The 23,857-nt window shown below is 35.1% G+C and carries 20 protein-coding genes; 13 read left to right on the forward strand and 7 right to left on the reverse strand.

All coding sequences use genetic code 11. The features are described from left to right. Positions 1-20 precede the first annotated feature (20 nt). The 5 genes from hemE to NBT05_RS05890 all read left to right on the forward strand — a co-directional run bounded on the left by hemE (position 21) and on the right by NBT05_RS05890 (position 4,257). Positions 21-1,046 carry a uroporphyrinogen decarboxylase gene (hemE, locus tag NBT05_RS05870; protein WP_265772560.1) on the forward strand — a complete coding sequence of 342 codons (1,026 nt, stop codon included), beginning with the start codon at positions 21-23 and terminating at the stop codon, positions 1,044-1,046. A 69-nt stretch (positions 1,047-1,115) separates the two neighbouring features. Next, positions 1,116-1,538 carry a DUF6973 domain-containing protein gene (locus NBT05_RS05875; protein WP_265772561.1) on the forward strand — a complete coding sequence of 141 codons (423 nt, stop codon included), beginning with the start codon at positions 1,116-1,118 and terminating at the stop codon, positions 1,536-1,538. A gap of 36 nt (positions 1,539-1,574) precedes the next feature. Continuing rightward, a complete protein-coding gene (hemF, locus tag NBT05_RS05880) occupies positions 1,575-2,480 on the forward strand; it encodes an oxygen-dependent coproporphyrinogen oxidase (protein ID WP_265772562.1) in 906 nt (301 codons plus the stop codon). A gap of 251 nt (positions 2,481-2,731) precedes the next feature. Beyond that, entirely contained in the window at positions 2,732-3,352 is a 621-nt protein-coding gene (locus NBT05_RS05885) for a hypothetical protein (protein ID WP_265772563.1), read from the forward strand. Positions 3,353-3,864: 512 nt separating this feature from the next. Beyond that, positions 3,865-4,257 (forward strand): hypothetical protein, encoded by a 393-nt coding sequence (locus NBT05_RS05890; RefSeq protein ID WP_265772564.1) that lies wholly within the window; start codon positions 3,865-3,867, stop codon positions 4,255-4,257. A gap of 7 nt (positions 4,258-4,264) precedes the next feature. Here NBT05_RS05890 and NBT05_RS05895 read toward each other — a convergent pair whose 3' ends face one another. The 3 genes from NBT05_RS05895 to NBT05_RS05905 all read right to left on the reverse strand — a co-directional run bounded on the left by NBT05_RS05895 (position 4,265) and on the right by NBT05_RS05905 (position 10,578). Next, positions 4,265-5,680: a carboxypeptidase-like regulatory domain-containing protein gene (locus NBT05_RS05895; protein WP_265772565.1), complete on the reverse strand. Its 1,416-nt coding sequence runs from the start codon at positions 5,678-5,680 to the stop codon at positions 4,265-4,267. A gap of 361 nt (positions 5,681-6,041) precedes the next feature. After that, the gene (locus NBT05_RS05900; RefSeq protein ID WP_265772566.1) at positions 6,042-9,644 is read right to left on the reverse strand and encodes an ABC transporter permease/M1 family aminopeptidase; all 3,603 of its coding nucleotides are present in this window, start codon (positions 9,642-9,644) and stop codon (positions 6,042-6,044) included. A gap of 28 nt (positions 9,645-9,672) precedes the next feature. Continuing rightward, entirely contained in the window at positions 9,673-10,578 is a 906-nt protein-coding gene (locus NBT05_RS05905) for an ABC transporter ATP-binding protein (protein WP_265772567.1), read from the reverse strand. A gap of 230 nt (positions 10,579-10,808) precedes the next feature. Between NBT05_RS05905 and hemB the strand changes: the two genes are divergently transcribed. From hemB to NBT05_RS05930, 5 genes are all read left to right on the forward strand, one after another. Next, a complete protein-coding gene (gene hemB, locus NBT05_RS05910; protein WP_265772568.1) occupies positions 10,809-11,798 on the forward strand; it encodes a porphobilinogen synthase in 990 nt (329 codons plus the stop codon). A gap of 2 nt (positions 11,799-11,800) precedes the next feature. Continuing rightward, the gene (locus tag NBT05_RS05915) at positions 11,801-12,205 is read left to right on the forward strand and encodes a c-type cytochrome (protein WP_265772569.1); all 405 of its coding nucleotides are present in this window, start codon (positions 11,801-11,803) and stop codon (positions 12,203-12,205) included. A gap of 693 nt (positions 12,206-12,898) precedes the next feature. Next, positions 12,899-14,014, forward strand: coding sequence for a CNNM domain-containing protein (locus NBT05_RS05920; RefSeq protein WP_265772570.1), 1,116 nt, complete (start codon positions 12,899-12,901; stop codon positions 14,012-14,014). After that, positions 14,014-14,496: a methylated-DNA--[protein]-cysteine S-methyltransferase gene (locus tag NBT05_RS05925; protein WP_265772571.1), complete on the forward strand. Its 483-nt coding sequence runs from the start codon at positions 14,014-14,016 to the stop codon at positions 14,494-14,496. The genes NBT05_RS05920 and NBT05_RS05925 overlap by 1 nt, the downstream gene beginning before the upstream one ends. A gap of 177 nt (positions 14,497-14,673) precedes the next feature. Then, on the forward strand, positions 14,674-15,831 hold the full coding sequence (locus NBT05_RS05930; RefSeq protein WP_265772572.1) for a serine hydrolase domain-containing protein: 1,158 nt from the start codon (positions 14,674-14,676) through the stop codon (positions 15,829-15,831). A 3-nt stretch (positions 15,832-15,834) separates the two neighbouring features. Here NBT05_RS05930 and NBT05_RS05935 read toward each other — a convergent pair whose 3' ends face one another. The 4 genes from NBT05_RS05935 to NBT05_RS05950 all read right to left on the reverse strand — a co-directional run bounded on the left by NBT05_RS05935 (position 15,835) and on the right by NBT05_RS05950 (position 19,935). Next, positions 15,835-16,575: a metallophosphoesterase gene (locus NBT05_RS05935; RefSeq protein ID WP_265772573.1), complete on the reverse strand. Its 741-nt coding sequence runs from the start codon at positions 16,573-16,575 to the stop codon at positions 15,835-15,837. 688 nt (positions 16,576-17,263) lie between these two features. Beyond that, a complete protein-coding gene (locus NBT05_RS05940) occupies positions 17,264-18,403 on the reverse strand; it encodes an ATP-binding protein (protein ID WP_265772574.1) in 1,140 nt (379 codons plus the stop codon). 171 nt (positions 18,404-18,574) lie between these two features. After that, on the reverse strand, positions 18,575-19,063 hold the full coding sequence (locus NBT05_RS05945; protein ID WP_265772575.1) for a lipocalin family protein: 489 nt from the start codon (positions 19,061-19,063) through the stop codon (positions 18,575-18,577). A gap of 104 nt (positions 19,064-19,167) precedes the next feature. Then, positions 19,168-19,935 carry an SDR family NAD(P)-dependent oxidoreductase gene (locus tag NBT05_RS05950; RefSeq protein ID WP_265772576.1) on the reverse strand — a complete coding sequence of 256 codons (768 nt, stop codon included), beginning with the start codon at positions 19,933-19,935 and terminating at the stop codon, positions 19,168-19,170. A gap of 218 nt (positions 19,936-20,153) precedes the next feature. Between NBT05_RS05950 and NBT05_RS05955 the strand changes: the two genes are divergently transcribed. The 3 genes from NBT05_RS05955 to NBT05_RS05965 all read left to right on the forward strand — a co-directional run bounded on the left by NBT05_RS05955 (position 20,154) and on the right by NBT05_RS05965 (position 23,855). Beyond that, positions 20,154-21,155, forward strand: a complete 1,002-nt coding sequence (locus tag NBT05_RS05955) for an AAA family ATPase (protein WP_265772577.1) — start codon at positions 20,154-20,156, stop codon at positions 21,153-21,155. Between the two features lie 136 nt (positions 21,156-21,291). After that, the gene (locus tag NBT05_RS05960; RefSeq protein WP_265772578.1) at positions 21,292-22,158 is read left to right on the forward strand and encodes a DUF58 domain-containing protein; all 867 of its coding nucleotides are present in this window, start codon (positions 21,292-21,294) and stop codon (positions 22,156-22,158) included. Positions 22,159-22,292: 134 nt separating this feature from the next. Next, the gene (locus NBT05_RS05965; RefSeq protein ID WP_265772579.1) at positions 22,293-23,855 is read left to right on the forward strand and encodes a DUF4381 domain-containing protein; all 1,563 of its coding nucleotides are present in this window, start codon (positions 22,293-22,295) and stop codon (positions 23,853-23,855) included. The last annotated feature ends 2 nt before the right edge of the window (positions 23,856-23,857 follow it).

Consider the following 23,857-nt stretch of genomic DNA (forward strand, 5'->3'; position numbering starts at 1 on the left):
TAATAGTAGTCATATATATTATGATCAAAAACGATTTATTTCTTAAAGCACTTAGAGGAGAAACTGTAGAAAGACCACCGGTGTGGATGATGCGTCAGGCAGGTCGATACTTACCTGAATTTATGGCACTAAAGCGTAAATATGATTTTTTTACCAGATGCCAAACCCCTGAGTTAGCCTCAGAGATTACGGTACAGCCTATTGATATTATTGAGCCGGATGCAGCCATTCTGTTTAGTGATATTTTGGTGATTCCGCAGGCTATGAATATTGAAGTGCAGATGAAAGATGGTATTGGCCCATGGTTACCTAATCCGATTAGGACTCCGGCAGATGTAGATTGGGTAATTGTTCCTCAAATTCAAGATACTTTAGGGTATGTTATGGAAGCAATTAAAATGACCAAAGAAAAACTGGCAAACCGGGTGCCTTTAATCGGATTTGCAGGGTCTCCGTGGACTATCCTATGTTATGCAGTCCAGGGTCAGGGATCTAAAAACTTTGATAAAGCTAAAGGTTTTTGCTTTACACAACCTGAAGCAGCACATCAACTGTTACAAAAGATCACGGATACTACTATTGCGTACTTAAAAGAAAAAGTAGCTGCCGGGGTAAACGCGGTTCAAGTATTTGATAGCTGGGGAGGCATGTTATCTCCGGTAGATTACCAGGAATTTTCCTGGAAATATATTCAGCAAATTGTAGATGCCTTAAAAGAGCATACGGAGGTCATCGTATTTGGGAAAGGCTGTTGGTTTGCATTAAAAGAAATGGCGACTTCTGGTGCAACCGCATTAGGCATAGATTGGACTTGCTCCGCACAAAATGCAAGATACTTGACGGGTGGAAATATTACTTTACAAGGCAATTTTGATCCTTCCCGATTATTATCTCCACCCGCAGAGATTAAAAAAATGGTTACACAAATGATTAATGAGTTCGGCAAAGACCGCTATATAGTAAACCTGGGTCATGGGATATTGCCTAATATTCCTGTAGAAAATGCAAAAGCTTTTGTAGATGCGGTAAAAAGCTATCAATCGTAGTATAACATGCAGGTTGGGGCTCTTATCAGGCGGTTGAGTTTTAAAGAATTCTTCAACCTTTCGTGGATTTTGATCAAGAAGCCCTTATATATTTGGCCTACATTACAAGCAACTAAGCAAACCATTACTATTTGTGATCAATTATATCATAAAGAACATCATTTAACAGGTAAACCCAATGCTTTCCGTCATGCGCTATGGAATATTCTGATTAGTAAAAATGTATTTAAAATCAATAAGAACATAGTGACTTCAATTACCTGGGCTAAAACGATTACTGATTTACATGAAGAACTGGCACCTAATGACTTGTTAGATAAAACCATGGATCTACATAATAATAAAATGGGAAGGGAAATTTTTAGAAAGAATAGGAATTATACTATTCCGGAATTTCTGGAGATTTTAGATAAAAATGTAAAAGAAGCTAAAGAAGTATCAAATTTACAGGAATTTAAAACCTCAAATAATAATTTGGTGTACTTAGTTTGATAAACTGTGAGTGGTTGTAAAAGTAAATATCAAAACATGAAAGAAAAGTTTTACCAGTATATTCAAGAATTACAAGATACAATTACTTCCACTCTGGAAGCTTTAGATGGTAAGGCAGTATTTAAAGAAGACATTTGGAAACGTGAAGAAGGTGGGGGAGGCCGATCTCGTATTATTGAGAATGGTGCTATTTTTGAAAAAGGGGGAGTTAATATTTCAGGAGTACACGGAGCTTTGCCTCCTGCGATGCAATCTTATTTTAAAGTAGGTGATGTTAACTTTTTTGCTTGCGGATTGTCTTTAGTACTACATCCGGCAAACCCAATGGTTCCTACGGTACATGCAAATTGGCGTTATTTTGAAATGTACGATCAAGAAGAAAACCTGATAGACAGCTGGTTTGGAGGCGGATTAGACTTGACCCCTTATTATATTTTTGAAGAAGATGCCGTTCATTTTCATAGCGTATGTAAAAAATCCTGTGATCAGTTTAATCCTAGCTTTTATCCGGATTACAAGAAAAAGTGCGATGCGTATTTCTATAACGCCCATCGTAAAGAAGGACGTGGGGTAGGAGGCTTATTTTTTGATTATTGTAAAAAGAGTGATCGTATGAGTATGCAAAACTGGTACGACTTTGTTACTACGGTAGCCGACAGTTTTTTAGATGCCTACATACCTATTGTTAGAAAAAGGCAGTACTTATCATTTACTAAAGAACAAAAAAACTGGCAAGAAATCCGAAGAGGGCGTTACGTAGAATTTAACCTGGTACATGACAAAGGAACCCTATTTGGTTTACGAACTAATGGAAGGATCGAAAGTATTCTAATGAGTTTACCCCCAGTAGTACAATGGAAATACGATTACCATCCTAAACCGGGTAGTGAAGAAGCAAAACTGGTTGCTATTTTACAAAACCCGAGGGAATGGATAGTTTAAAAAGGTTCTTGTCACTTTAATAAACAGGATAAGCTATTAGCAATTTTACAATAAAATGAATTTGGGGTTAAAACAGTCTTCCTACTTTTTAACAGGTAAATTTATGGAAAATACACATTACTACTTGTTATTAAATCAGTTAAAATGCATTTATAATCGATAAAATACTCGTTTTCTTAAATATTTTACTATATTGCTAGGCTCTAAGTGAGATACTTAGGCAGAATATAGTATTAATTCAAACGCCCCATATGAAAAAAATGCTACTATTGCTATCGGTTATTGTTTTAACCGGATGCGATTTATTTAAAGACAGTTCGGCTACGGCGGGTTTATTTAGAAAGCCTGCGGAAAATATTATAAAATTCCGTGAGAACACTATTAAACTTCCTAAAGGATACGTAAAAATAGAAACGGATCAGTTTCGACTTGCTTTAGATACTTTACAAAATAAACCAATCTTACGTAATTTTGCTTTGTCAGAATTAAAGAATCTGGAAGAAAAGAAAACCGATTTTCAGATATTTGCTCAAACTTCTAATATTGAAAATTATGTTTTTGTATATGCCTGTGACTTTTTTACATTTGATGAGCAACGGGCGGCACAACACGTAGATATTCTTAATAAAAAGAGAAAAGCGGAGTCAAAAAAAGAAAAAATTCGCTATCAGCGTATTCATGGTCGGTATTTTTATACCTCTAATTCTAAGATTATTAAGTTGAAATATGTACGTGCTTATAAAAAAGAAAAACAATTTCAAACGGAATATATTGTGGCTTCAAAAACGGGAGGTATCGGACTGTTAGTTAGTAATATTGAAAATATCGATTTTGAAGATTCGGTAAAAAATAGTCTTGTAGTGAATTATTAATCTAGCTCATGGTGCATTTAGGGAAAAAAGTGTCAATTCGAGTATTTTTTCGTAATGAAATTAAGAAAAAATAGCCTGTCCTTGACTTGATCGAGGATATCGAGAATAGCTTTTTGACTTAAATCCTTATCATATTGAGCTTGCTCGAAAGACTTAATAGTTTTGCTAAACGTAGATGAATTACACTTCTTCCTTCGATCGAAGAAATCGAACTGACGGATACCGTGGGTTAATTTAGTTTTACAAATAATATAAACCTATTGATATTCGTTCACCAAGAGAATTAGTAACATATGAAAACTAAAGAAAAAAAGACCGTAAAAAAAATTTGATACTGTAAAGTTCATGCGAGAACAAAGAGATCGAATTAGCAAAGAGGTTATGAATTTAAGTTCGGAAGAAATTGTAAAGTATTTTGAAGAGAAAAGAAAATTGTTGTAAAAACATATTTCTGTTGCAAAATTTAAAATTAGTTTAGCTATAATTTTAACAAGCGCTTCTTAAATAGAAATATGAAATACCTATTAACCCTCTTATTAATTATAAGCCTTGTTAGTTGTGCCAGGGAAGTGCCTCCTACGGTGGAAAACATTAATAAAATTTTTGAATCCAAGGATTTTACTTTTGAATACCACGATAAAGCAGGTTCTTGTCAATCTCTAAGTTTTCGGCACGATTACCTGGTTTACAAAAGTGATCAGCCTACCGTTCGTCGGACAATTTCTTATGACGAAGTTTTACGGATTAATCGGTTTATTCAAGATATTGTCAACATACATAATGACAACTTACGAAATGAAAATAATCCGTATTACATCATAGAAAATACGGCATATACTACTGCTGTTTTTCCGGAGTATGAACCTAAACCTTTTTCAGAATTACTGAAAGAATTGGAATTATAACTTCACCTTATTCACTGGTAATAGAAGTAAAATTCCGAATGGCTTGGTTAGGTTCTAAGATAGCATCGTCTTTCCAGAAATCAGGATTGTACTGCGCATGATACACCGGTTTAAAAGTTAGGTTTTCCGTGATACTTTCAAAGGCGTTTTCAGTAACCTCAGATTCGTTAAATACAATTACTTCATATTTCATGACGTTTGAGGTGCCAATATCCAAATTAAAAGAAAGCTCGTTCTGCTTATTTCTGCCTTTTACTTTTTTATTTAATTCCTTAATTTTAAAAGGACGGTCTACATTTACCCGTATTCCTTCTTTTTTCTCATGGTATTTTAAAGCGTATTTTCCATTTTCATTTTTTTGAAAAATGCTTAGTCCCGTATATAAAAGCTCCTGATAGTGGATTCCCAATAAATGCACATTTTTAAGTCGTTGTACATTCTCATATTCAATTCGTACCACTGCAAAGTCCTCAGTCGAAATATATAAAATCCCTTTGAAATCCTCATTTCTCTTAGGTTCAAAAGTAATTACATACACCACCTGGTCGTCAAGAAGGCTAACCTCTTTTATAGTAAAATCATACCGGTTGGATTTTTCAATGACATTAATTTTCGTACCGGCCACAAAAAACAGTTCGGAGTACACATCTTTTAAAGCATTTTTCTGGCTTCTTACAAAATAACTGGCTTTAGGAACTGAATCTTGAAGTTTATCTTTAGTATCCGAATGATCTTCATCCCGGATAGAATCCAGTTCTAACTTAAAACCGGGTAACCAACCGGATTTTAATTTAAAATATGAATCAGGCTTTGTGTTTTCATTAATAATCTTTTTAATTTTTTCTGAAACCCCTTCCATAGAAAGCTGATTCTCTTTATTGTATAACTCGACCCCTTTTTCAATATATAGTTTTTTTCTTAAAAAATCGCTTGTATAAGTACATAAGGCTTCCTGGTAGTATTGAGATTTTCTAGGAACTAAACCTATTACACTATCTACTAATTTCCTGCTAAAAGCATCGATGGTAGATTTATACTTGGTAAGCTTGAGATGATCAATTTCATCAAAGTCCGATTGTCTAACAAACAACTTTTTATCTGTTAAATTACGATCGTAGTTTTGAGCAAGGTTTTCTTTAACCTTATCGATAATTTCGTCAACTGTAAGGTTTTTATTAGAGATAAATGCACTTTCTAATTCGATCGCAGCAGGTTGAAGGTACAGAATACTATCCATCGGTACATGTAAGGCAATGGCTTTACTTTCATAACCAATGGATGAAATATAAATAGAATCTACTACCTTATAAGACTCATCAATTTGAAAACTAAAGCGCCCTTCTTCATTTGTAATCACCCCTTTGTTTTCTAAAATTTTAACTGTGGCAAAAGGAATTGGCTTTTTGGTTATAGCATCAGACACAAGAGCACTTTTTGTTTGAGAATAGTTTCTTTGACTTATTATCAAAACAAATAGCAGTAAACAAAAACGATAAATAGAAGTAGTAATGGTCATTAGGATGTTTTGTTAAGATAGACGCTTATATCCCGGAATGGTTTCAGAAATAAGGAACTTTTTCAACATAGAAACAAAAAAAGTTTTCGGAATTTCAATAAAGGCTAAGGTTTCTATTTTCTATTAAAAATTGGTTTTAACTACCTTCACTTTACTAATAAGAGTCTTATTTCTCAGAGTAATAGCAACCTATCCGTCTGGTCAAAATGGGTCAACCTTTTCTCCAAAAATGCACCTTAGGTTACCTTCATCTTTTAATAAGAAACTACTACTTCTCCTCAACAAACATCAGGTTATCATCAGAATTTCGGTCGATTAACTTGTTATAAGGATCGATCCCAGCTTTTACAGGCTTTTGTTTAGTAACGACTGTAAAAGTAGATTCCCCAAGAGGTAAAGCTTTAGTTTTAAAATAAAAAGGGTTTTTACTCGGAACTTCCTGTTCGTCCTCAATATCTTCCCCAAAAACCCCAATATCTATATAATTAGCCGTAGAATCCACTCGTTTCTCTTTTCCGGTATCATCATAATAAGTTTTCTTTGAAGTAACGGTAAATGTGGTTTCAAAGGTTTCATCTGGTAATTGCTTAGTTTCAGCTTTGGTTACCCGGTTTTCATATAATACAATTTCTTTAAAACCATCATCTACGACGTATTTTAAAGAATCCGGCGTTACTTCATAGATAGCTTGGTAAAAATCTTCGGAAGTTGGATAGATACCCTTTTCAAAATATTTATATTCATTCAGAAATTCTTTTAGAGCAGTGTTGACAGTATCTTCCCCAATTAAATCCTGGATTAAGTACATCACCATAGAACCTTTTTGATACCAGATATGTTGACCCGTTTCCACATCAATTATAGGTCTTTCGGGTTTAAAGCTAAAGGAACGTTGATGTAAATACGTGTCTAAGGCGTATTTTAGAAAGATTTTAATACTGTTTTCACCGTATTCTTCTTTCATCGTCATTAAGTTTACGTATTCTGCCAGGGTTTCACTGATAATATTGGCGCCACGTGTATTACTGGGCGTTACGATATGCCCCCACCATTGATGTCCGACTTCATGAGCGGTAATGGTAAAAGCATAATTTAGATCTTCAGCTTTCTCAAAATTAGCCGAAAAGCCAAAATCTTCTGAGTAAGGAATCGTGGTGGCAAAAGACTGTGCAAAGGTAGTATGTGCCGGGAATTCTACAACTCTAATTACAGAGTTGGGATATTCCATAAAATTTTCAGAACAATAGGTCAGAGCTTTTTGTACGCCCTTTATAAAGTAATCCAGGTTACGGGTATGCTTCGGAGAATGATAAATTTCAACAGTTACTTTTTTTCCTTTAGGCGAAATCCATTTATCTTTAGTGACTTCATACCTTGCGGAAATGATATTAAAAAACAGGTCTGTTTTTGATTCTAATTCGTAGCTATAAAAGGATCGTCCTTCTTCTTTCCAAGTTTTTACCAATTTACCGGGTGCTAAGGCAATTTGATCTTCTGCGGTACTAATTGTTGCTTTAAAAGTAACATAATGACTGTCTTTATTAAAAAGGTTCGTACTCAAAGCAACTGAATCTGTTCTAGGCGGATTTATAAAATCCAGCTTTTTTAACCCGTATTTAGTCCGTACTCCGTTATCTATTAGCGTTCGTTCATAATGAAAGCTGGGAAAAATAGTATGCCTGAAAAACGTACCGTTTTCTAAAATTTCAGTTTCCAGGGAGTTCGCAAAACCTTTGGTTTCCGCAAACATTTCAATTTGTAGCTGTGTAGTATCTTTAGGATACATCGGACTGGGCAGTTTATAGAAATACATACGATATTCTCTATCAGAAACTACGGGTTCCAGCGTTTGCCCTTTGTATAATACTTTAGTAATCCGGGTATCGTGTGTAGGATGCTGAATATTAAGCATAAGTGTGTCTATGGCTTTATCATAGGTATTTGTCACTGTAAATGTTCCAGTAGCACTAATATTACGTTCTTCCGGAAATATATCGATGTTTGCCTCAACATCTGTAACTTGCGGATGTGCTGCATTCAGGTATTTCCCGTATTTTTTTTCGGCTTCTGCATTTAGTTTTTCACCATAACTACTAGTCTCATTATAATTTAAAACAGCAATATTATAGTAACTATAGCCTGCTACTGAAAAGAAAGTAATTCCGACAACTGCCAGTACCAGAGCGGTTTTATAAGTAAAGCGCGAAGTTGCCAGTTTCCAGCGTTCTTTAAATCCGGTAAAGAAACCCCGGGTCCAGAATAAACTCCCGATAATAGCCAGTAAACCGGTTAATAAAATCCAATATAAATTTAACCATAAAATACCAGGAAGATAATGCCCAAAACCACTAATATCACTTAGAAATAAAGGAGTAGTAGAAGGAAAGGACCACATAGGGTTGGTACTCTTAATTGCAAACGTCATAAATATGGGAATACCTACGTATAGGATAATCACTATAAAATGACCTAAGAATTTATTGTTGATCAATACATGAACAAAAAAAGCAAGGAGGGTAGTAGCTAAAAATATGGGTAAAACCACGGTAAAGTTATAGGTGAGTGACATTTCTAGTTCAAAACCAACATATCCGTTAAAAAGCTGATAAAGCATTCCGATAACCACATTTAATAACGTAAGTAATAAAGAAATTCCTATCAGTGCCGTTAGCTTAGAAGCATATAAACTGGTATTAGATATAGGTAAAGCATCATAAAAAATGAAGGTTTTATTAGAACGGGTACGATGCACCGCTTCCCCCGAATAAATAATTAAAATAATTACAGAGAGTAATAAAATTCCACCTGAAATATACGTAACCGTATACCGGGTCAAAGGCAAATTAGGCGTGCCATACAAACTATTTGCCTGATAAATTGTAAAAATAGCCACGATAACGCCAATGATCGAAAGGATAATAAAAATCGGATCTTTTAAAATAGATAAAAATTCAATTTTGGCAAGCGAAAATAATTTTTGACGTTCTGCAGCTTTTGAAAACACCTGTTTTATAGCAAAAGGTCCTTTAGGTTCGTAGGATACATCCGATTCCTTTGACTTCTTTTTTGAAACCACTAAAAAGCCTTGGTAACTAAATTTAAATACGGTAAATCCCAGTAAAAGTAACCCGAACCCTAACCATAACAAACGGTTCGTCAAAAATTTACCATAAATAGGCAGTTGGAACGTATTGAGTTCATTGATAGACCAATATTTCTTGACAAAAGAAAACACCCTGCTTCCGAACGGATCTAAATAGGTACTTAACCATTGATAATCTATGTCACTAAGCAAACTACCAGCCAGGCTATAGAGTACAAAAAGCGAAATTCCGCCCAAATAAATAATAGGCATTTTTTTAAAAAAAGCCATTAAGCTAAAGAATAAAGCCCCTACTACAAAAGCATTAATCTCTAAAATAAAAAGAAAAGGCAATACGTAAGCTGTCAGGTCAAAACCAGTATAGGTTCCGTAATCCGGTCTTTCTAAGAACATTCCTATAGCATATCCAATCATCATCCCCAGCACAACGAAGAGATTTAGGATAGTAACAATCGTAAAACTCCCTAAAAACCGACCTAATACGTAGGATTTTTCAGGGATAGGAAAGGTAAAATAGGTCTGAGCCGTTTTATGATCCTGATCCCGGTAAATAGGCACTCCCATAATCGCGGCATAGAAGAAAAGGGAAATTACAGAAACCGTTCCGATATTTCTTGCAATGCTATTAGGACTATTTACAAATTCTGCCGTACCGGACTTGTCGAAAGCACTTATTAAAACGGCAATTAAAAACCCTAAAGCGCAATAAATCCAGGTCGCCGGACGGCCAAACCTGTATTGTAATTCAAATTGAAAAATTTCTTTCATTTTTTTATGCTAAGAATGCAATATATTTTTAGGCTAAAGAATCCGGAACTTGCTCCGCTACCGGTTTGGTATCTTTGTAAATCGTATAAAAATAAAAATCCTCCAGGTTATTTGTAACTGTTTGAAAACCTTCTCCAGGAGGTAATTCACTAAAAACATTAATATGTAATTTTCCTGCTTTCAGGTAATTACTAAGAACAACATATTTTTCCTGATAGGATTCCAGTTCATCTTTTGCAATACTTCGGGTAAATACCTTTCCGTCTAGCGACGAAGATAATTCCTGTGGTTGTCCTTGCACTAAAATTCGGCCTTCATAAAAAACCGCCATGTTTTCACATAAATTAGAAACATCATCAACGATATGCGTAGATAAAATAACCACGGCTTCCTCGCCCAGTTCACTTAATAGATTATGGAAACGGTTTCGTTCCAAAGGGTCTAACCCAGCTGTAGGTTCATCAACAATAATTAACTGCGGATTACCAATCAAGGCTTGAGCAATCCCAAAACGCTGGCGCATCCCCCCAGAAAAATCCCCCAGATTTCGTTTTCTGAATTTATAGAGGTTTACCTTTTGTAATAAATCTAATACATAATTCTTTCGTTCAGTAGCATTGGTAATCCCTTTAACTTTAGCAATATGTTGTAACATGGCTTCCGCAGAAATTTTAGGATATACTCCAAAATCCTGTGGTAAATAACCCAGGATTTTTCGGATTTCATCAGGTTGTTCAAATACATCCACATCATTAAAAACGATGCTACCGGAATCCGCTTGTTGTAAAGTGGCAATGGTACGCATCAAACTGGATTTACCGGCACCATTAGGTCCCAGTAAACCAAACATACCTTTGTCTAAGGTTAGGTTGACATCCTGTAGCGCTTTGGTTCCGTTAGGATATTGTTTATTTAAATTCTGAATGTTTAACATAAAAAGATTGCTAAAATAAAGTTCGATCTATAAGTGTCCAATATCGCTAATTTGTTACATATTCTGGTTACAAATCTTTTGATTTTCGTTAAACGGTAAAACGAAAGGGAAATTTTTGTTTTAGTAAAAATGATAGAAAAAATTGATAATTAGGCGGAAAAGCAAAATAATTAAGCAAAGAAAAAATTAGCAAACAATGAATATAAGTATCTTTGCATTTTACTAAAACTATGCATTTACTAAGAAGAAACCGACGTTTACGAAGTTCTGAAGCCTTACGCTCCCTGGTTCGCGAACATTGGATCACTCCTAATGATTTTATTGTTCCTGTTTTTGTAGTAGAAGGTACCCAGGTCAAAGACGAAATAGCTTCTATGCCTGGCTATTATCGATACAGTCTGGATGTATTAAAACAAGAAGTGCGGGAGTTATGGAGTATGGGTTTAAAAGCAGTACTCATATTTGCAAAAGCCGAAGACCATTTAAAAGATAATAAAGGTACCGAAGCCCTAAATCCTGATGGATTGATGCAACGTGCCGTAAAAACCATTAAAGATACGGTGCCTGACATGCTGGTCATGACCGATGTTGCTCTTGATCCGTATTCTTCATACGGGCATGATGGGATCATAACTAACGGGCAAGTGGATAATGACCAGTCGGTAGCGGTACTGGCAGAAATGGCATTAACCCACGCAGTAGCTGGGGCGGATTTTGTAGCGCCCAGCGACATGATGGACGGTAGGATTAAAGCCATTCGGGATACTTTAGAAGAAGCAAATTTTAAAGATACGGGCATTATGAGTTATAGTGCCAAATATGCATCGTCCTTTTACGGGCCTTTCCGGGATGCGTTGGATTCTGCTCCCGGGGCAGGCAATGAATCCCCGAAGGATAAAAAGACTTACCAGATGGATTTTGGGAATACCAATGAAGCTATTGAAGAAACCCTGGTAGATATTGAAGAAGGTGCCGATATGGTGATGGTAAAGCCCGGATTATGTTACTTGGATATTGTTAAGAGCATTAGTGAGGTAGTCACTGTTCCGATTGCCGTGTATCAGGTAAGTGGGGAGTATGCTATGGTCAAAGCTGCCGCTGAAAAAGGTTGGCTGGATCATGATGCCGTTTTATTAGAACAACTTACTGCCATTAAAAGAGCCGGAGCTTCATTGATTGCCAGTTATTTTGCTAAAGATGCCATTCGATTAATTACATAATTATGAAAACAAATTTAATTCCATTAATAGTAAGTTTTGGGTTGTTACTAAATTCATGTAATACCTCCAAAGAAGAAAAGACTTCTAATAACATTAAGCTAAAAAACCAAACACAACTAAGCCAGGTAGAAATAGGACAAAAGCTGTATAAAGGTAAAGGAAACTGTACTTCTTGCCACCAATTATACAAAAACTCCATAGGCCCAAGTATACAAGAAATTGTAGGTATTTATAAAGAGCAAAACGCAGATATGATTGCCTTTTTAAAACAAGAAGGAAAACCTATCGTAAAACCCGAACAATATTCGGTAATGAAAACAAATTTTGCAGTATTAAAAACCTTTTCACAGGAAGAACTGGAAGCCTTAACTGCCTATATGTATAGTATTGTAGATAGGAAGGAGTAATTTTATTTTTAAATGTAAAACCCGCCTGCAAACAGGGGGAGGTCGCTGATAACTGGAAATTTAAGTATTAGATTGAACTTTAAATTACATGCCTATAACTTTTAAGCTAATCAAGATGCTTTTTTAGCTTAAGACTGTATTCTAGATAAAAATATTGTTAGTGTTCGGTTAAAATGAATAGAAATTTATAAGCATATGAAAATAAGGTAGTCCCAAACTTTAAGGTATTCGAAGGTTGTTTTTTTACTTTTTTAAAATTAATTAGTTCTTTACTTGAATAAAGCCCTAGTTTACAATAACTTTGATAATTCTAATTCATATAAACCTATCCATCCTTAGTTCTTCCCAAAAGGAAGGTAGTCCAAAGTTCTTTCCTTTGGAAAAGATTTAGGATAAGATAGATAGCTGTAAATAAAATAGTTGGGTAATTTTATAGACCAATGTTATTGTAAACTAGAGCCTTGAATAATTATATAATATTATTTTTAATATCATAATAATAGTCTTGGTTCTTGATTCTAGAAGCGATAGCGATCTTGAATCTTTACCGAACACTAATATAAAAATCTACCCCCTTCAAACACTATAAAAGGTAATCTATACATTTTAGGATTATTGAATGACCGGATTGAGCGCATTACTCATTATTATGTTAAGGTTCAAATATGTACCTTAGCTTCTAAATTTTTGGTTATGGCCTTGTTATTTGTTTATGCATTTGTTTCTATTTTCTTTTCCTTTTTATGCTCCATTTTAGAAGCGGTGCTTTTAAGTGTAACTCCTACTTTTATCAATGTAAAACAAAAAGAAGGTAAAGAATATGCCCGTACCCTTGAAGAATTTAAAAAAGATATTGACCGCCCGTTAATTGCAATTTTAACCCTAAACACTATTGCGCATACAGTAGGGGCTATTCTGGTGGGAGTACAGGCAAAAACCGCATACAAAGAACTCTACGGAGATCAGGTACAAAGCTTTTTTGGAGTAACGATGAGTGAAGATTTAATGGTCGGTATTGTGTCTACGGTGATGACCATTTTAATTTTGGTAGCTTCAGAAATTATTCCTAAAACTATCGGGGCCACTTATTGGAAACAACTGGCGAATTTTTCTGCGAAAACGTTGAATATCATGATATTTCCTTTAAAATATACCGGTATTCTATGGCTCCTACAATTAACAACAAAACTAATCGGGGGGAAAGGACATCACGGTTCGGTGTTAAGTCGTGAAGATTTTACCGCGATGACAGCAATTGCCGAAGAAGAAGGCGTATTTAAAGAATCCGAATCTAAAGTCATACGTAATTTATTAAACTTTAAAAAGATCCTGACTAAAAGTGTAATGACCCCACGTACGGTGATGAAAATTGCTAACGAAGATGTTACCATAGCAGATTTTTTTAAAGAAAACCAGAATTTACGATTTTCACGGGTACCTGTATTTAAAGACAAAACGGATAATATTACCGGTCAGGTGTTAAAAGATGAAATCTTTAAAGAAATGGCAAACGGCAATGGTGAAATGACACTGGGAGATATTAAACGGCCTATCCTATTTACAAAGAGAGATTTGCCTATCCCCGAACTTTTTGATCAATTAGTAGAAACAAAACATCATATTGCCGTAGTAGTAGATGAATTTGGTACCATCAGTGGCATTGTCTCTATGGAAGATGTAATCGAGACGCTGTTAGGGCTTGAAATTATTGACGAAAGTGACCGGGAAGATGACATGCAGGAACTTGCCAGGAAAAACTGGGAACAACGTGCTAAACAAATGGGTTTACTGGATAGTCCGACCGAATAATGGAAACCGAATCTTTTATAGAAACGCCTTTAGGAATTGCTCAAATAAGGGGAAGTAAAGAAGGTATTTCCTCCATTTCAATTCTTAATGAAAAAGAACCTGCGAACCTATCAGATAAGGTTCCGGATGAATTAAAAACAGCTGTTAAACAATTACAGGAATATTTTAAAGGAAAGCGAACTGAATTTGATTTTAATGTAAACCCTTCCGGAACGGATTTTCAGAAAAAGGTTTGGAAAGAATTACTTCAAATTCCCTTCGGAAAGACCTGTTCTTATATGGACATTGCTAAAAAATTAGGAGACCCTAAATGTATACGGGCTGCCGCTAGTGCAAATGGTAAAAATCCTTTATGGATTGTAGTACCCTGTCATAGGGTAATCGGAAGTAATGGGGAACTCACGGGTTATGCCGGTGGGTTATGGCGAAAAAAATGGTTGCTCGATCATGAAAATCCCGTAAAACAACAATCTTTATTTTAAAGGAACCATTACAAAATATTCTTTAGATAGATAATATCTATCTGAACTTTTCAAAGATGTTCATATGAGCTGGTCGAAGAGGTCCGTCTGAGCTTGTCGAAGACCCTTAAATCTTTGGAGAAATATTTAGGTAACTTCAGTACGTCTTTTTTATCTTGTAGATCTTAAGTAACACCTATGAAAATTTTAAAATATACCGGACTTACTTTAGTATCAATTATAGCATTAATTGTAATTCTCTTATACATATTTGACTATGCTTATATTTTAAAAGGGGTACGAGTAGTTTATATGACCGGGCATAGCTCTGCTTTTATAGATGATCATGTTTATTTTGACAATGCCATCGTAAAAAAAGCTAATAATCCCTTACCCTGGCCTCATCATAAAAGTTATAACGAAATACTACCTACAGAGAAGCTTCAGGAAACAAATAATAAATTAGAAACTGTTGCTTTTTTAATCATTAAAAACGATAGTATTTGGTTTGAAAAATACGCTGAAGGTTACGGTACGGATTCTCAAACCAATTCGTTTTCTATGGCAAAAAGTGTGGTTAGCGCACTATTGTTCAAAGCTATTCAGGATGGGTATGTAGAAAACTTAGACCAACCTATAGGTGATTTTATACCCGAATTTTCGACCGGATTGGCTGCTCAAGCTACGATTGGGGATTTTTCATCCATGTCTTCAGGATTAAACTGGACTGAACATTATACCAGTCCGTTTTCCATTACCGCCCGTGCGTATTATGAACATGAGTTGGACGAACTGATGAAAACCCTGGAAATTGTTGATACTCCGGGACAGTCCTATAGATATTTAAGTGGTAATACCCAGATTTTAGCGATGGCGATAGAAAAAGCAACCGGAAAAACCCTATATCATTATTTAAGTGAATCTTTCTGGAAACCTTTACGAATGACACAAGATGCTTTATGGCAAGTGGATAGTAAGGAAAATGATTTGGTAAAAGCCTATTGTTGTATTTCTAGCAATGCCCATGATTTCGCTCGGTTTGGTCAATTATTTAAAAATAGAGGTGTTTTTAACAGAAAACAAGTATTAGATGCACGTTTTATTGAGCTTGCAACTACTTCAAAATTTTCAGATTCTCCGCAATACGGCTATGGATTCTGGCTTTCAGATTATAAAAACAAAGAGATTTTTGCCATGCGAGGTATCCTAGGGCAATACGTCATTGTAATTCCTGAAGATGATGTGATTATCGTTCGACTAGGTCACCATAGAGGTACTTTTATTAACGGTCAACCTTTTACTGCGGATTTTTACACTTACATTGATGAAGCCTATCGAATGATGGGAATAAAATAATTTCTAATTCCTTCCATTTTCATTAGGATATAACTGATACACGGGTTCGGTTTGAAAGTATTCCTTAGTTTCAATGTTTAAAGCGGTAAGCGGACCTTTAAAAGCAGCCCCCGTATCTATATTCCAAACACACGCAGCATTTATTGGCTTTGTTTTACCAATGCGGGTGACTGGGGTATGTCCAATATAAATTTCATCAAATAATAACAAGCGTTTTGGATAGATCGGATCTTCTTTAGAAAGTGTGGGATTTAACGCCAGGGCAGTTTCCCAAAGGGTTCGATCCCAATAGAATAATTTACTGAAATATTCGCGTGTAGGTCCATGTAAATTAGTAAAACCTGCATGTAAAAAAAGTCGGTTAGAATCATCAACGTAATAATCCTGAAGATCTTCAAAAAAAGTATAATGCTTCTTTAAATTTTCATAAGTGATCACTTCATACGAATCCATAGTGGCCTGTCCGCCGTGCATTAGCCATTCCGGATTATGTGTTCGCTCTTTAAGCCATTTATAGCAAAGTTCATCATGATTTCCCCGTATGAAAATACAGTTATATTCCTTTTTAAGTTCAAATAAATAACTAACCAGGGTTGCGCTTTCACTCCATCCATCTACATAATCCCCTAAGAAAATAAGGGTATCAGCAGTAGTGACTTTTATACGTTCTAGAAGTTGTTGTAGCGCACGTAAGGCTCCATGGATATCTCCAATAACAAAGGTTCGACCCGATGTTTTATTCATCACAGCAATTTTTTCCTAAAAATAAGATAATTTAGTGAAACCCTGTTTTTAAAAGCAGCGAAGCTACGCATTAAAAACAGTTGGTTGAACTAATCCCGCTGCATGGCGGGATCCAGAAAATAATACAATGAACCCTGTTTTTAAAAGCAGCGAAGCTGCGCATTAAAAACAATTTATTTAAGGAACTAGAAGAGGTTCAGTTTTTTTATTTATAAAAACTACTTTTCCTTTCGATAAAACAGATGATAGATTAACCTTCTCTGTATTATTTATAGATTTCCAATTTAACCGATCACCTTTGGATTCCACCTTTTTACCAAAGGGAGTATTACGTTTTTTATATTTTCGGTTTAAGGACATATTTATGATCTAATATTTATAAATATACTAAATTACTTTATAAAAAATTTCTAGTTAGCCAAATTTTTATATTTCTAAAATATTAGCGTCCGATTTAAATATACAAAAGTTTATAATGCATAGTAAATAGGATAACTCCAAATTTTAAAATATTTGAAGGTTGCTTTTTTACTTTTTAGAAGTAATTTGTATTTTACGTATGTAATCTTATAATATTGATTTTCAATATTATAATAATTAGTCTTGATTCTTGATTCTAGAAGCGATAGCGATCTTAAGTCTTTACCAGACGCTAATGTTTCTAAAACGATATTTATGGATTATATCTTCAATTATACCGCAACTTCCGTAATATTCTCAGGCTTTCTTTATAAGAAATATATACTTTTTCGTTCGGATAGCTTTTTAATACCGCTTTGGCATCTTCCAGTTTATCAAGGGCGCCTTCAAAACCATTAATGTAAAATAAAACATAAGAGGCAGGGAGGTTAAGTACATCCTGTTTTTCGATAGGGTTTAGTTGTTGTTTTTTATGTAATTTTTCTAATAAAGTATTGTTTGAATTGTACAAATGATACAGCGCTTTTTTATCAAAAGCCGGGGGCTGAAACAACAATTTGTTTTCGATATCATAGCTTACATTGTTTTTAAAACGAATGGTCACCTCTTCTAGCGGATAATACTGTGCGCTTCCGTTAAAACCTAAGCGTACGTATTCCACAATTACAAAAGCATCTTCGGCAATTTCAATACTTACTTCGTCTAATTGAGAATAAAATAAGGTTACCTGTTCGTTAATTAAGGCAATATCTACCCGGGAATAATAAACTTTTTCTTTCGTTTGTTTTTTCTTTCCTGCCCAACAAACTACAAAATACTCGTTAAATACTTTATAAGTGGGTTGGTAGTCCTTTCGCGTTTGCATAAAATCAAATACCCCGTCCAGCGTAAGTTTAATATTATTTTGGGCATGCTTTTCTAAGGCGTTTACAATGCTTGAATTAGTATCCTTTATATCACTTTTAAATACTTTAGGCATACTCATACTACCATCCCTGAAAAACACACTGCCTCCATAATACTTCCAGATGTTGCGACGTAAAGCACATAATTTTTCTTCCTGCGCCCGGATGGTTACTAAACCAACTACCTTATCATTAGGTAGATGAGGAAATGAGATATTCTCATAAGTTACCTTAGGTGGATTTTCCAGGTAAGCGTTGATTAGATTTTGGATTTTACTATCATCAAAAAAATCAGTTCCGATTACACTATTATCAGCATCTTCAACACCAATAACGATAAACGAATTATTTTTAGGATTTGAATTGGCAAGCGCACATACGTGCTTTAGGAACTTGGCTTTCCCTTCCTTTTCCCCAATATTTAACCTGCGTTTTTTATCGTAAAAGCTATTCTCATCATTATGAGCTAGCAAATGTTTGATAAGTAGGCGTTTATTAATCATTAGTAAAGCAACAATTCTACTAACCCCTCAAGGTTAGAAATCCGGTTTTGATTTTGCAGAAAACTAAAGTTAATCAAACTTGATGAGCAAAAATAGAAAAGTTCGGGATAAAGCAAAAAAAAGCCTGATTATATCAAATCAAGCTTTTATTAGAAAATTATTTATTAAGAACTACTGCAGCTCATATCTTAACAAAATGTCTTCATCCGAATCTAAGTCCAGGTAAATATCGGAATCCGTTAAGGTTTGTGTAAGCACCCCTTCTCTAAATTCAAAAGTTAATACTCCTTCCTCTTCATCACCATCTGTGATAGTTAATCTGTCACCATCTAGAGAGTACGAGCCTGATGCCGAATTAATAAAACACGTAAAATCTCCATTGTTTAAAAAAGATTCAATATCACTTACGGTAAATTCAAAAGTCAAATCATTTTTTAAAACAAGTTGAGTATCCTCATAACATGGTAATTCTTCAACCAGGTTTTCTGACGTACTACCATCCCCATTAAAATCAATTAAGGCGAACCCCGAAGAAGTCATAGAAACCAGTTGATACGTTCCGGCGATCATAGCATTACTATCATTACCATCATCATCATTGTCTCCACAAGACATAAATAGTACAGAAATAAATAAAAGGAGAGAAATCTTACTTTTCATAAAAAAATTTATTTAAGAATTAATTTTTACTAAGTAAAATATCATAGGTGGTTTGCTAACATGATAACTTTTAAAAGTAATTCTTATTGTTCGTAGGTTTTTATCTAATAATACAACTCTTTATGAACGATAGTAGTGGTTGCCTGTGCCGTAGGTACTATAACCATATCTCCAATAGTTACATGAGGGGGGCGGGTAATCATAAAAACAATGGCGTCTGCGATATCTTCAGAATGTAAGGGTTCAAATCCTTTGTAAGTTTGATCCGCACGATCCTTATCTCCTTTAAACCGGACATTACTAAACTCGGTTTCGACCAGTCCCGGATGAATGGCACCTACCCGGATACCATACGGATTGAAATCAATTCGCATTCCCTGAGTGATAGCATCAACCGCGTGTTTACTGGCGCAATATACGTTTCCTTTAGGATACACTTCTTTGGCCGCAGTAGAACCTACATTAATCACAAATCCGGATTTTCTGGCAATCATCCCGGGAGTGACGGCTTTAGAAACATACAATAAACCTTTTACATTAATATCCATCATAGCATCCCAATCTTCTATACTTCCTTCTTGTAAAGAATCAAGGCCATGAGCATTTCCGGCATTATTAACAAGAATATCAATTTGTCGATATTTTCCTGGTAAACTCCCAATTTCTGAAAAAACGGCTTTTTTATCCCTAACATCAAAAGATAACGTATGTACTTCAACCTTTTCTTGTAATTGATATTGTAGTTCTAGTAAACGTTCTTTACGCCTTCCACAAATAATTAAATTTATATTTTGCTCTGCAAAAGCAATTGCGGTAGCCCTGCCAATACCGCTGGTTGCTCCTGTAATTAATGCAGTCTTAATAGTACTCATAATTTATATACTCAGAATATTTTGCAACATTTCTAATTTTTGTCGTTTATTGTAACATCATTGCATATGGATATGGAATTAATGACTTTACTGACGATAAAGGTAAGGTCGTTTTTTGTTGTATAAAGAACAATGGTATCTGTCTTTTTAACCAATACTTAACAACAATTAGAAAAAGAATTTAACAATTTGCGAAACAGAAACAAAACTGCGTATAAATGGAAGAACATAGCACGGTTGATATAGCATCAATTAACCAAAAGATTCAACAGGAATCGGCTTTTATTGATTTACTAACCTTAGAAATTAATAAGGTGATTGTAGGTCAAAAACATATGGTAGAAAGACTTCTCATCGGCTTGTTAGGGAAAGGTCATATTTTATTAGAAGGTGTTCCGGGATTAGCAAAAACCCTGGCTATTAATACACTTTCTAAGGCAGTACATGGTAGTTTTAGCCGTATCCAATTTACACCTGATTTATTACCGGCAGATGTGGTAGGTACCTTAATTTTTAATATGAAAGAAAATGATTTTTCTATTAAAAAAGGGCCGATTTTTGCCAATTTTGTACTTGCGGATGAAATCAACCGGGCACCAGCCAAAGTACAAAGTGCGCTGTTAGAAGCTATGCAGGAAAAACAAGTAACTATCGGCGATGAAACTTTTATTTTAGATAAGCCATTTTTAGTAATGGCAACGCAAAACCCGGTAGAGCAGGAAGGAACTTATCCCTTGCCAGAAGCGCAGGTAGATCGATTTATGCTAAAAACCGTAATTGATTACCCAAAACTAGAAGATGAACAATTGATCGTCCGTGCTAATTTAAAAGGTTCTTTTGAAAAAGTAAATCCGGTAGTCTCCGTAGAACAAATCCTTAGGGCGCAGGAAGCAATTAAGGAAGTCTACATGGATGAAAAAATTGAAAAATATATCCTTGACATTATATTTGCAACCCGTTATCCGGAAAAATACAACCTGGCAGATATCAAACCGCTAATCAGTTTTGGAGCTTCTCCCCGGGGAAGTATCAACTTAGCAACTGCGGCTAAATGTTTTGCTTTTATTAAAAGGAGAGGCTACGTAATCCCCGAAGATGTACGAGCTGTAGTACACGATGTATTGCGTCACAGAATCGGAATTACCTACGAAGCCGAAGCTGAAAATGTAACCTCTGTAGATATTATAAATAAAATTGTAAACGAAATTGAAGTACCATAGAAGCCCCCTAGCCCCGCCATAGCGGGGGGATTGCTACTGGGGTTCTAAATAATAAAAGCAAAGCTTTTTTAGAATTATGAATAACATAAGTATTACAGATAAAATTAAGAGTTCCCCCATGAGGGGTTAGGGGGCAATGGATACCAAAGAGTTACTAAAAAAAGTTCGGAAAATTGAAATTAAAACGCGTCGGCTAAGCGACCATGTGTTTGGGGGAGAATACCATTCTACCTTTAAAGGTAGAGGGATGACTTTTAGTGAAGTACGTCAGTATCAATTTGGAGATGATGTTCGTAATATTGACTGGAATGTAACGGCACGATATAATGAACCTTATATTAAAGTTTTTGAAGAAGAACGGGAATTGACCATGATGCTTATGGTAGATGTTTCCGGGTCGCAGTTCTTTGGGACACAGCAACAGTTTAAGAAAGATATTATTACTGAAATTGCGGCAACCCTGGCTTTTTCGGCAACTCAAAACAATGATAAAATTGGGCTACTTTTATTTACCGATCAAATTGAACTTTTTATTCCGCCTAAAAAAGGAAGGTCCCACGTACTACGTATTATTCGTGAATTGTTAGAATTTGATCCAATAAGTAAAGAAACAAATATTACCGAAGCCTTAAAATTTCTTTCGGGTGTAATGAAAAAGAAAACCATTGTATTCATCCTATCGGATTTTATTGCAGATGATTACGACCATACCCTTAAAATTGTTGGGAAGAAACATGATGTTACTGGGATTAGGGTGTACGACAAGAGAGAAGAAAACATTCCGAATTTAGGAATGGTACAAATGGAAGATGAAGAAACCGGCGAGTTACTGCTGGTAAATACCAGTTCAAAAACCACCAGGAAACAATATGCTGGCTATTATAAAAAGAAAGTGAGTTATTTTAAGGACAGCTTTAACCGAAGCGGATCAGGTTCGCTAAGTAGTCGGGTAGATCAGAGTTATGTAAAAAAATTACTAGGATATTTTAAACAACGTGGATAAAAATTATAGAAGTATAGCCTTTAAAAGTAGTATCAAATTCACCCATGCATAACCTAAACAACAATTTAATAAGTAGTATTATAAAGTTTAGCGACAGACTTTTGAAGTATGTAGGCTTCAGCTTATTTTTCCTGGTGTTTCAAGTCAGCAAGGCGCAGGTAAAAGCGGGAGTGGATTCCACTTCGGTAAAAATAGGAGCTGCCATTAGTTACCAGATAGAAGCTACTACAGATCCCGGTACCATCGTGGTTTTTCCTGAAGGACAAACCTTTTCCCCTTTAGAAGTAATAGAATCTTTAGCGATTGATACGCTGGATAAAACCAATAAGCTAAAACTTTTAAAGGAATATAAAATCACCCAATTTGATTCCGGGCAATATACCATTCCCCGGCAAAAAGTACTTATTGGAGACCAAACTTTGTTTACAGACTCTATTGCTGTAGAAATAAATGATGTAGTGGTAGATACTACTAAGCAAAAAATGTTTGAAATTAAACCTTTGGAGGAGGTGGAGGTTTCATTTTTTAATTGGAAAAAATATCTATGGTGGATTCTGGTTCCTTTAGTATTAATAAGTCTGGTTGTATTATTTCTCTTCGGAAAGAAAAAAATTGACGAACGGAAGGCAAAGAAAATCCCGCCTTACGAGAAAGCAATGTTATCCCTGCGAGAGTTGGATGAATCTCATCTAATCGAACAGGAATCTTTTAAAGAATACTATTCCCGGTTAAGTGATACTGCCCGTAAATATATTGACGAAGAAATTTATGATCATGCCATGGAAAGTACTACGGATGAATTAATCTTAAAACTAGATGAAGAAACCAAATCCGGTACTTTAAACCTGGATACGCATACCATTGAAGAATTAAAAATGGTTTTAAAAACCGCCGATATGGCAAAATTTGCAAATATCAAGCCGGATATACAAACTGCTAAGACCGATCGAACGGTTATCGAAAAAGTAATTAATGAAACCAAGGAAGCAATTCCCGAACCCACCGAAGAGGAGTTACTAGCAGATGAAGAGTATCGACTCGAAAAAGAAAGAAAAGCGAAGATCAAAAGAATCATTATCGGTTCAGTTGCAGCTTTTTTAGTGATTACCATTACTTTAGGAAGTTTTATTGCTATCAAAGGATATGATTTTGTAAAAGATAACTTGTTAGGGCATCCTACTAAAGAATTATTGGAAGGAGACTGGATTAGTAGTACCTACGGATTCCCTCCGGTGACAGTTTCTACCCCCAAAGTGTTATTACGAAACAATTTTCAACTTACCGAAGAACAAAAACAGATCCTAAAGGGGAACGAAACTTTTATTTACGGGAGCCTAATTGGTAATTTTTATATTGCCGTAACTACCATGCAGTATAATCAACAAAGAAAAGTAGATTTTGAAAAAGTTCCGGAGCTTGCGGTAAAAGCCTTAGAACAGCAAGGGGCAAAAAATATTACGTTTAAATCCGACGAATATGAAACATTAGGTGGTGCTAAAGGGGTTAAAATTTACGGAGAATACGAAGCAGTCAATCCTATTACTAAAACAGAACAAAGAAATGAATACTCTATGTTGATTTTTGCTGAACAGGGAGGGTTTCAACAGATCATGATTTCTTATGATGTCAATGATCAGTATGCTAAAAAGATTAATGAACGGGTTATCAATTCCGTAGAACTTAAAAATGTTGAGTAACC

The organism is Aquimarina sp. ERC-38 (assembly GCF_026222555.1).
Taxonomy (GTDB): domain Bacteria; phylum Bacteroidota; class Bacteroidia; order Flavobacteriales; family Flavobacteriaceae; genus Aquimarina.

Bases quoted from the DNA above. Each gene is read 5' to 3' on its own strand.
- hemE (WP_265772560.1), top strand. From the start codon at position 21: ATGATCAAAAACGATTTATTTCTTAAAGCACTTAGAGGAGAAACTGTA.
- NBT05_RS05940 (WP_265772574.1), bottom strand. From the start codon at position 18,403: ATGATTAATAAACGCCTACTTATCAAACATTTGCTAGCTCATAATGAT.
- NBT05_RS05885 (WP_265772563.1), top strand. From the start codon at position 2,732: ATGAAAAAAATGCTACTATTGCTATCGGTTATTGTTTTAACCGGATGC.
- NBT05_RS05955 (WP_265772577.1), top strand. From the start codon at position 20,154: ATGGAAGAACATAGCACGGTTGATATAGCATCAATTAACCAAAAGATT.
- NBT05_RS05950 (WP_265772576.1), bottom strand. From the start codon at position 19,935: ATGAGTACTATTAAGACTGCATTAATTACAGGAGCAACCAGCGGTATT.
- NBT05_RS05900 (WP_265772566.1), bottom strand. From the start codon at position 9,644: ATGAAAGAAATTTTTCAATTTGAATTACAATACAGGTTTGGCCGTCCG.
- NBT05_RS05925 (WP_265772571.1), top strand. From the start codon at position 14,014: ATGGAAACCGAATCTTTTATAGAAACGCCTTTAGGAATTGCTCAAATA.
- NBT05_RS05905 (WP_265772567.1), bottom strand. From the start codon at position 10,578: ATGTTAAACATTCAGAATTTAAATAAACAATATCCTAACGGAACCAAA.
- NBT05_RS05920 (WP_265772570.1), top strand. From the start codon at position 12,899: ATGGCCTTGTTATTTGTTTATGCATTTGTTTCTATTTTCTTTTCCTTT.
- NBT05_RS05945 (WP_265772575.1), bottom strand. From the start codon at position 19,063: ATGAAAAGTAAGATTTCTCTCCTTTTATTTATTTCTGTACTATTTATG.
- hemB (WP_265772568.1), top strand. From the start codon at position 10,809: ATGCATTTACTAAGAAGAAACCGACGTTTACGAAGTTCTGAAGCCTTA.
- hemF (WP_265772562.1), top strand. From the start codon at position 1,575: ATGAAAGAAAAGTTTTACCAGTATATTCAAGAATTACAAGATACAATT.
- NBT05_RS05930 (WP_265772572.1), top strand. From the start codon at position 14,674: ATGAAAATTTTAAAATATACCGGACTTACTTTAGTATCAATTATAGCA.
- NBT05_RS05890 (WP_265772564.1), top strand. From the start codon at position 3,865: ATGAAATACCTATTAACCCTCTTATTAATTATAAGCCTTGTTAGTTGT.
- NBT05_RS05960 (WP_265772578.1), top strand. From the start codon at position 21,292: ATGGATACCAAAGAGTTACTAAAAAAAGTTCGGAAAATTGAAATTAAA.
- NBT05_RS05915 (WP_265772569.1), top strand. From the start codon at position 11,801: ATGAAAACAAATTTAATTCCATTAATAGTAAGTTTTGGGTTGTTACTA.
- NBT05_RS05935 (WP_265772573.1), bottom strand. From the start codon at position 16,575: ATGAATAAAACATCGGGTCGAACCTTTGTTATTGGAGATATCCATGGA.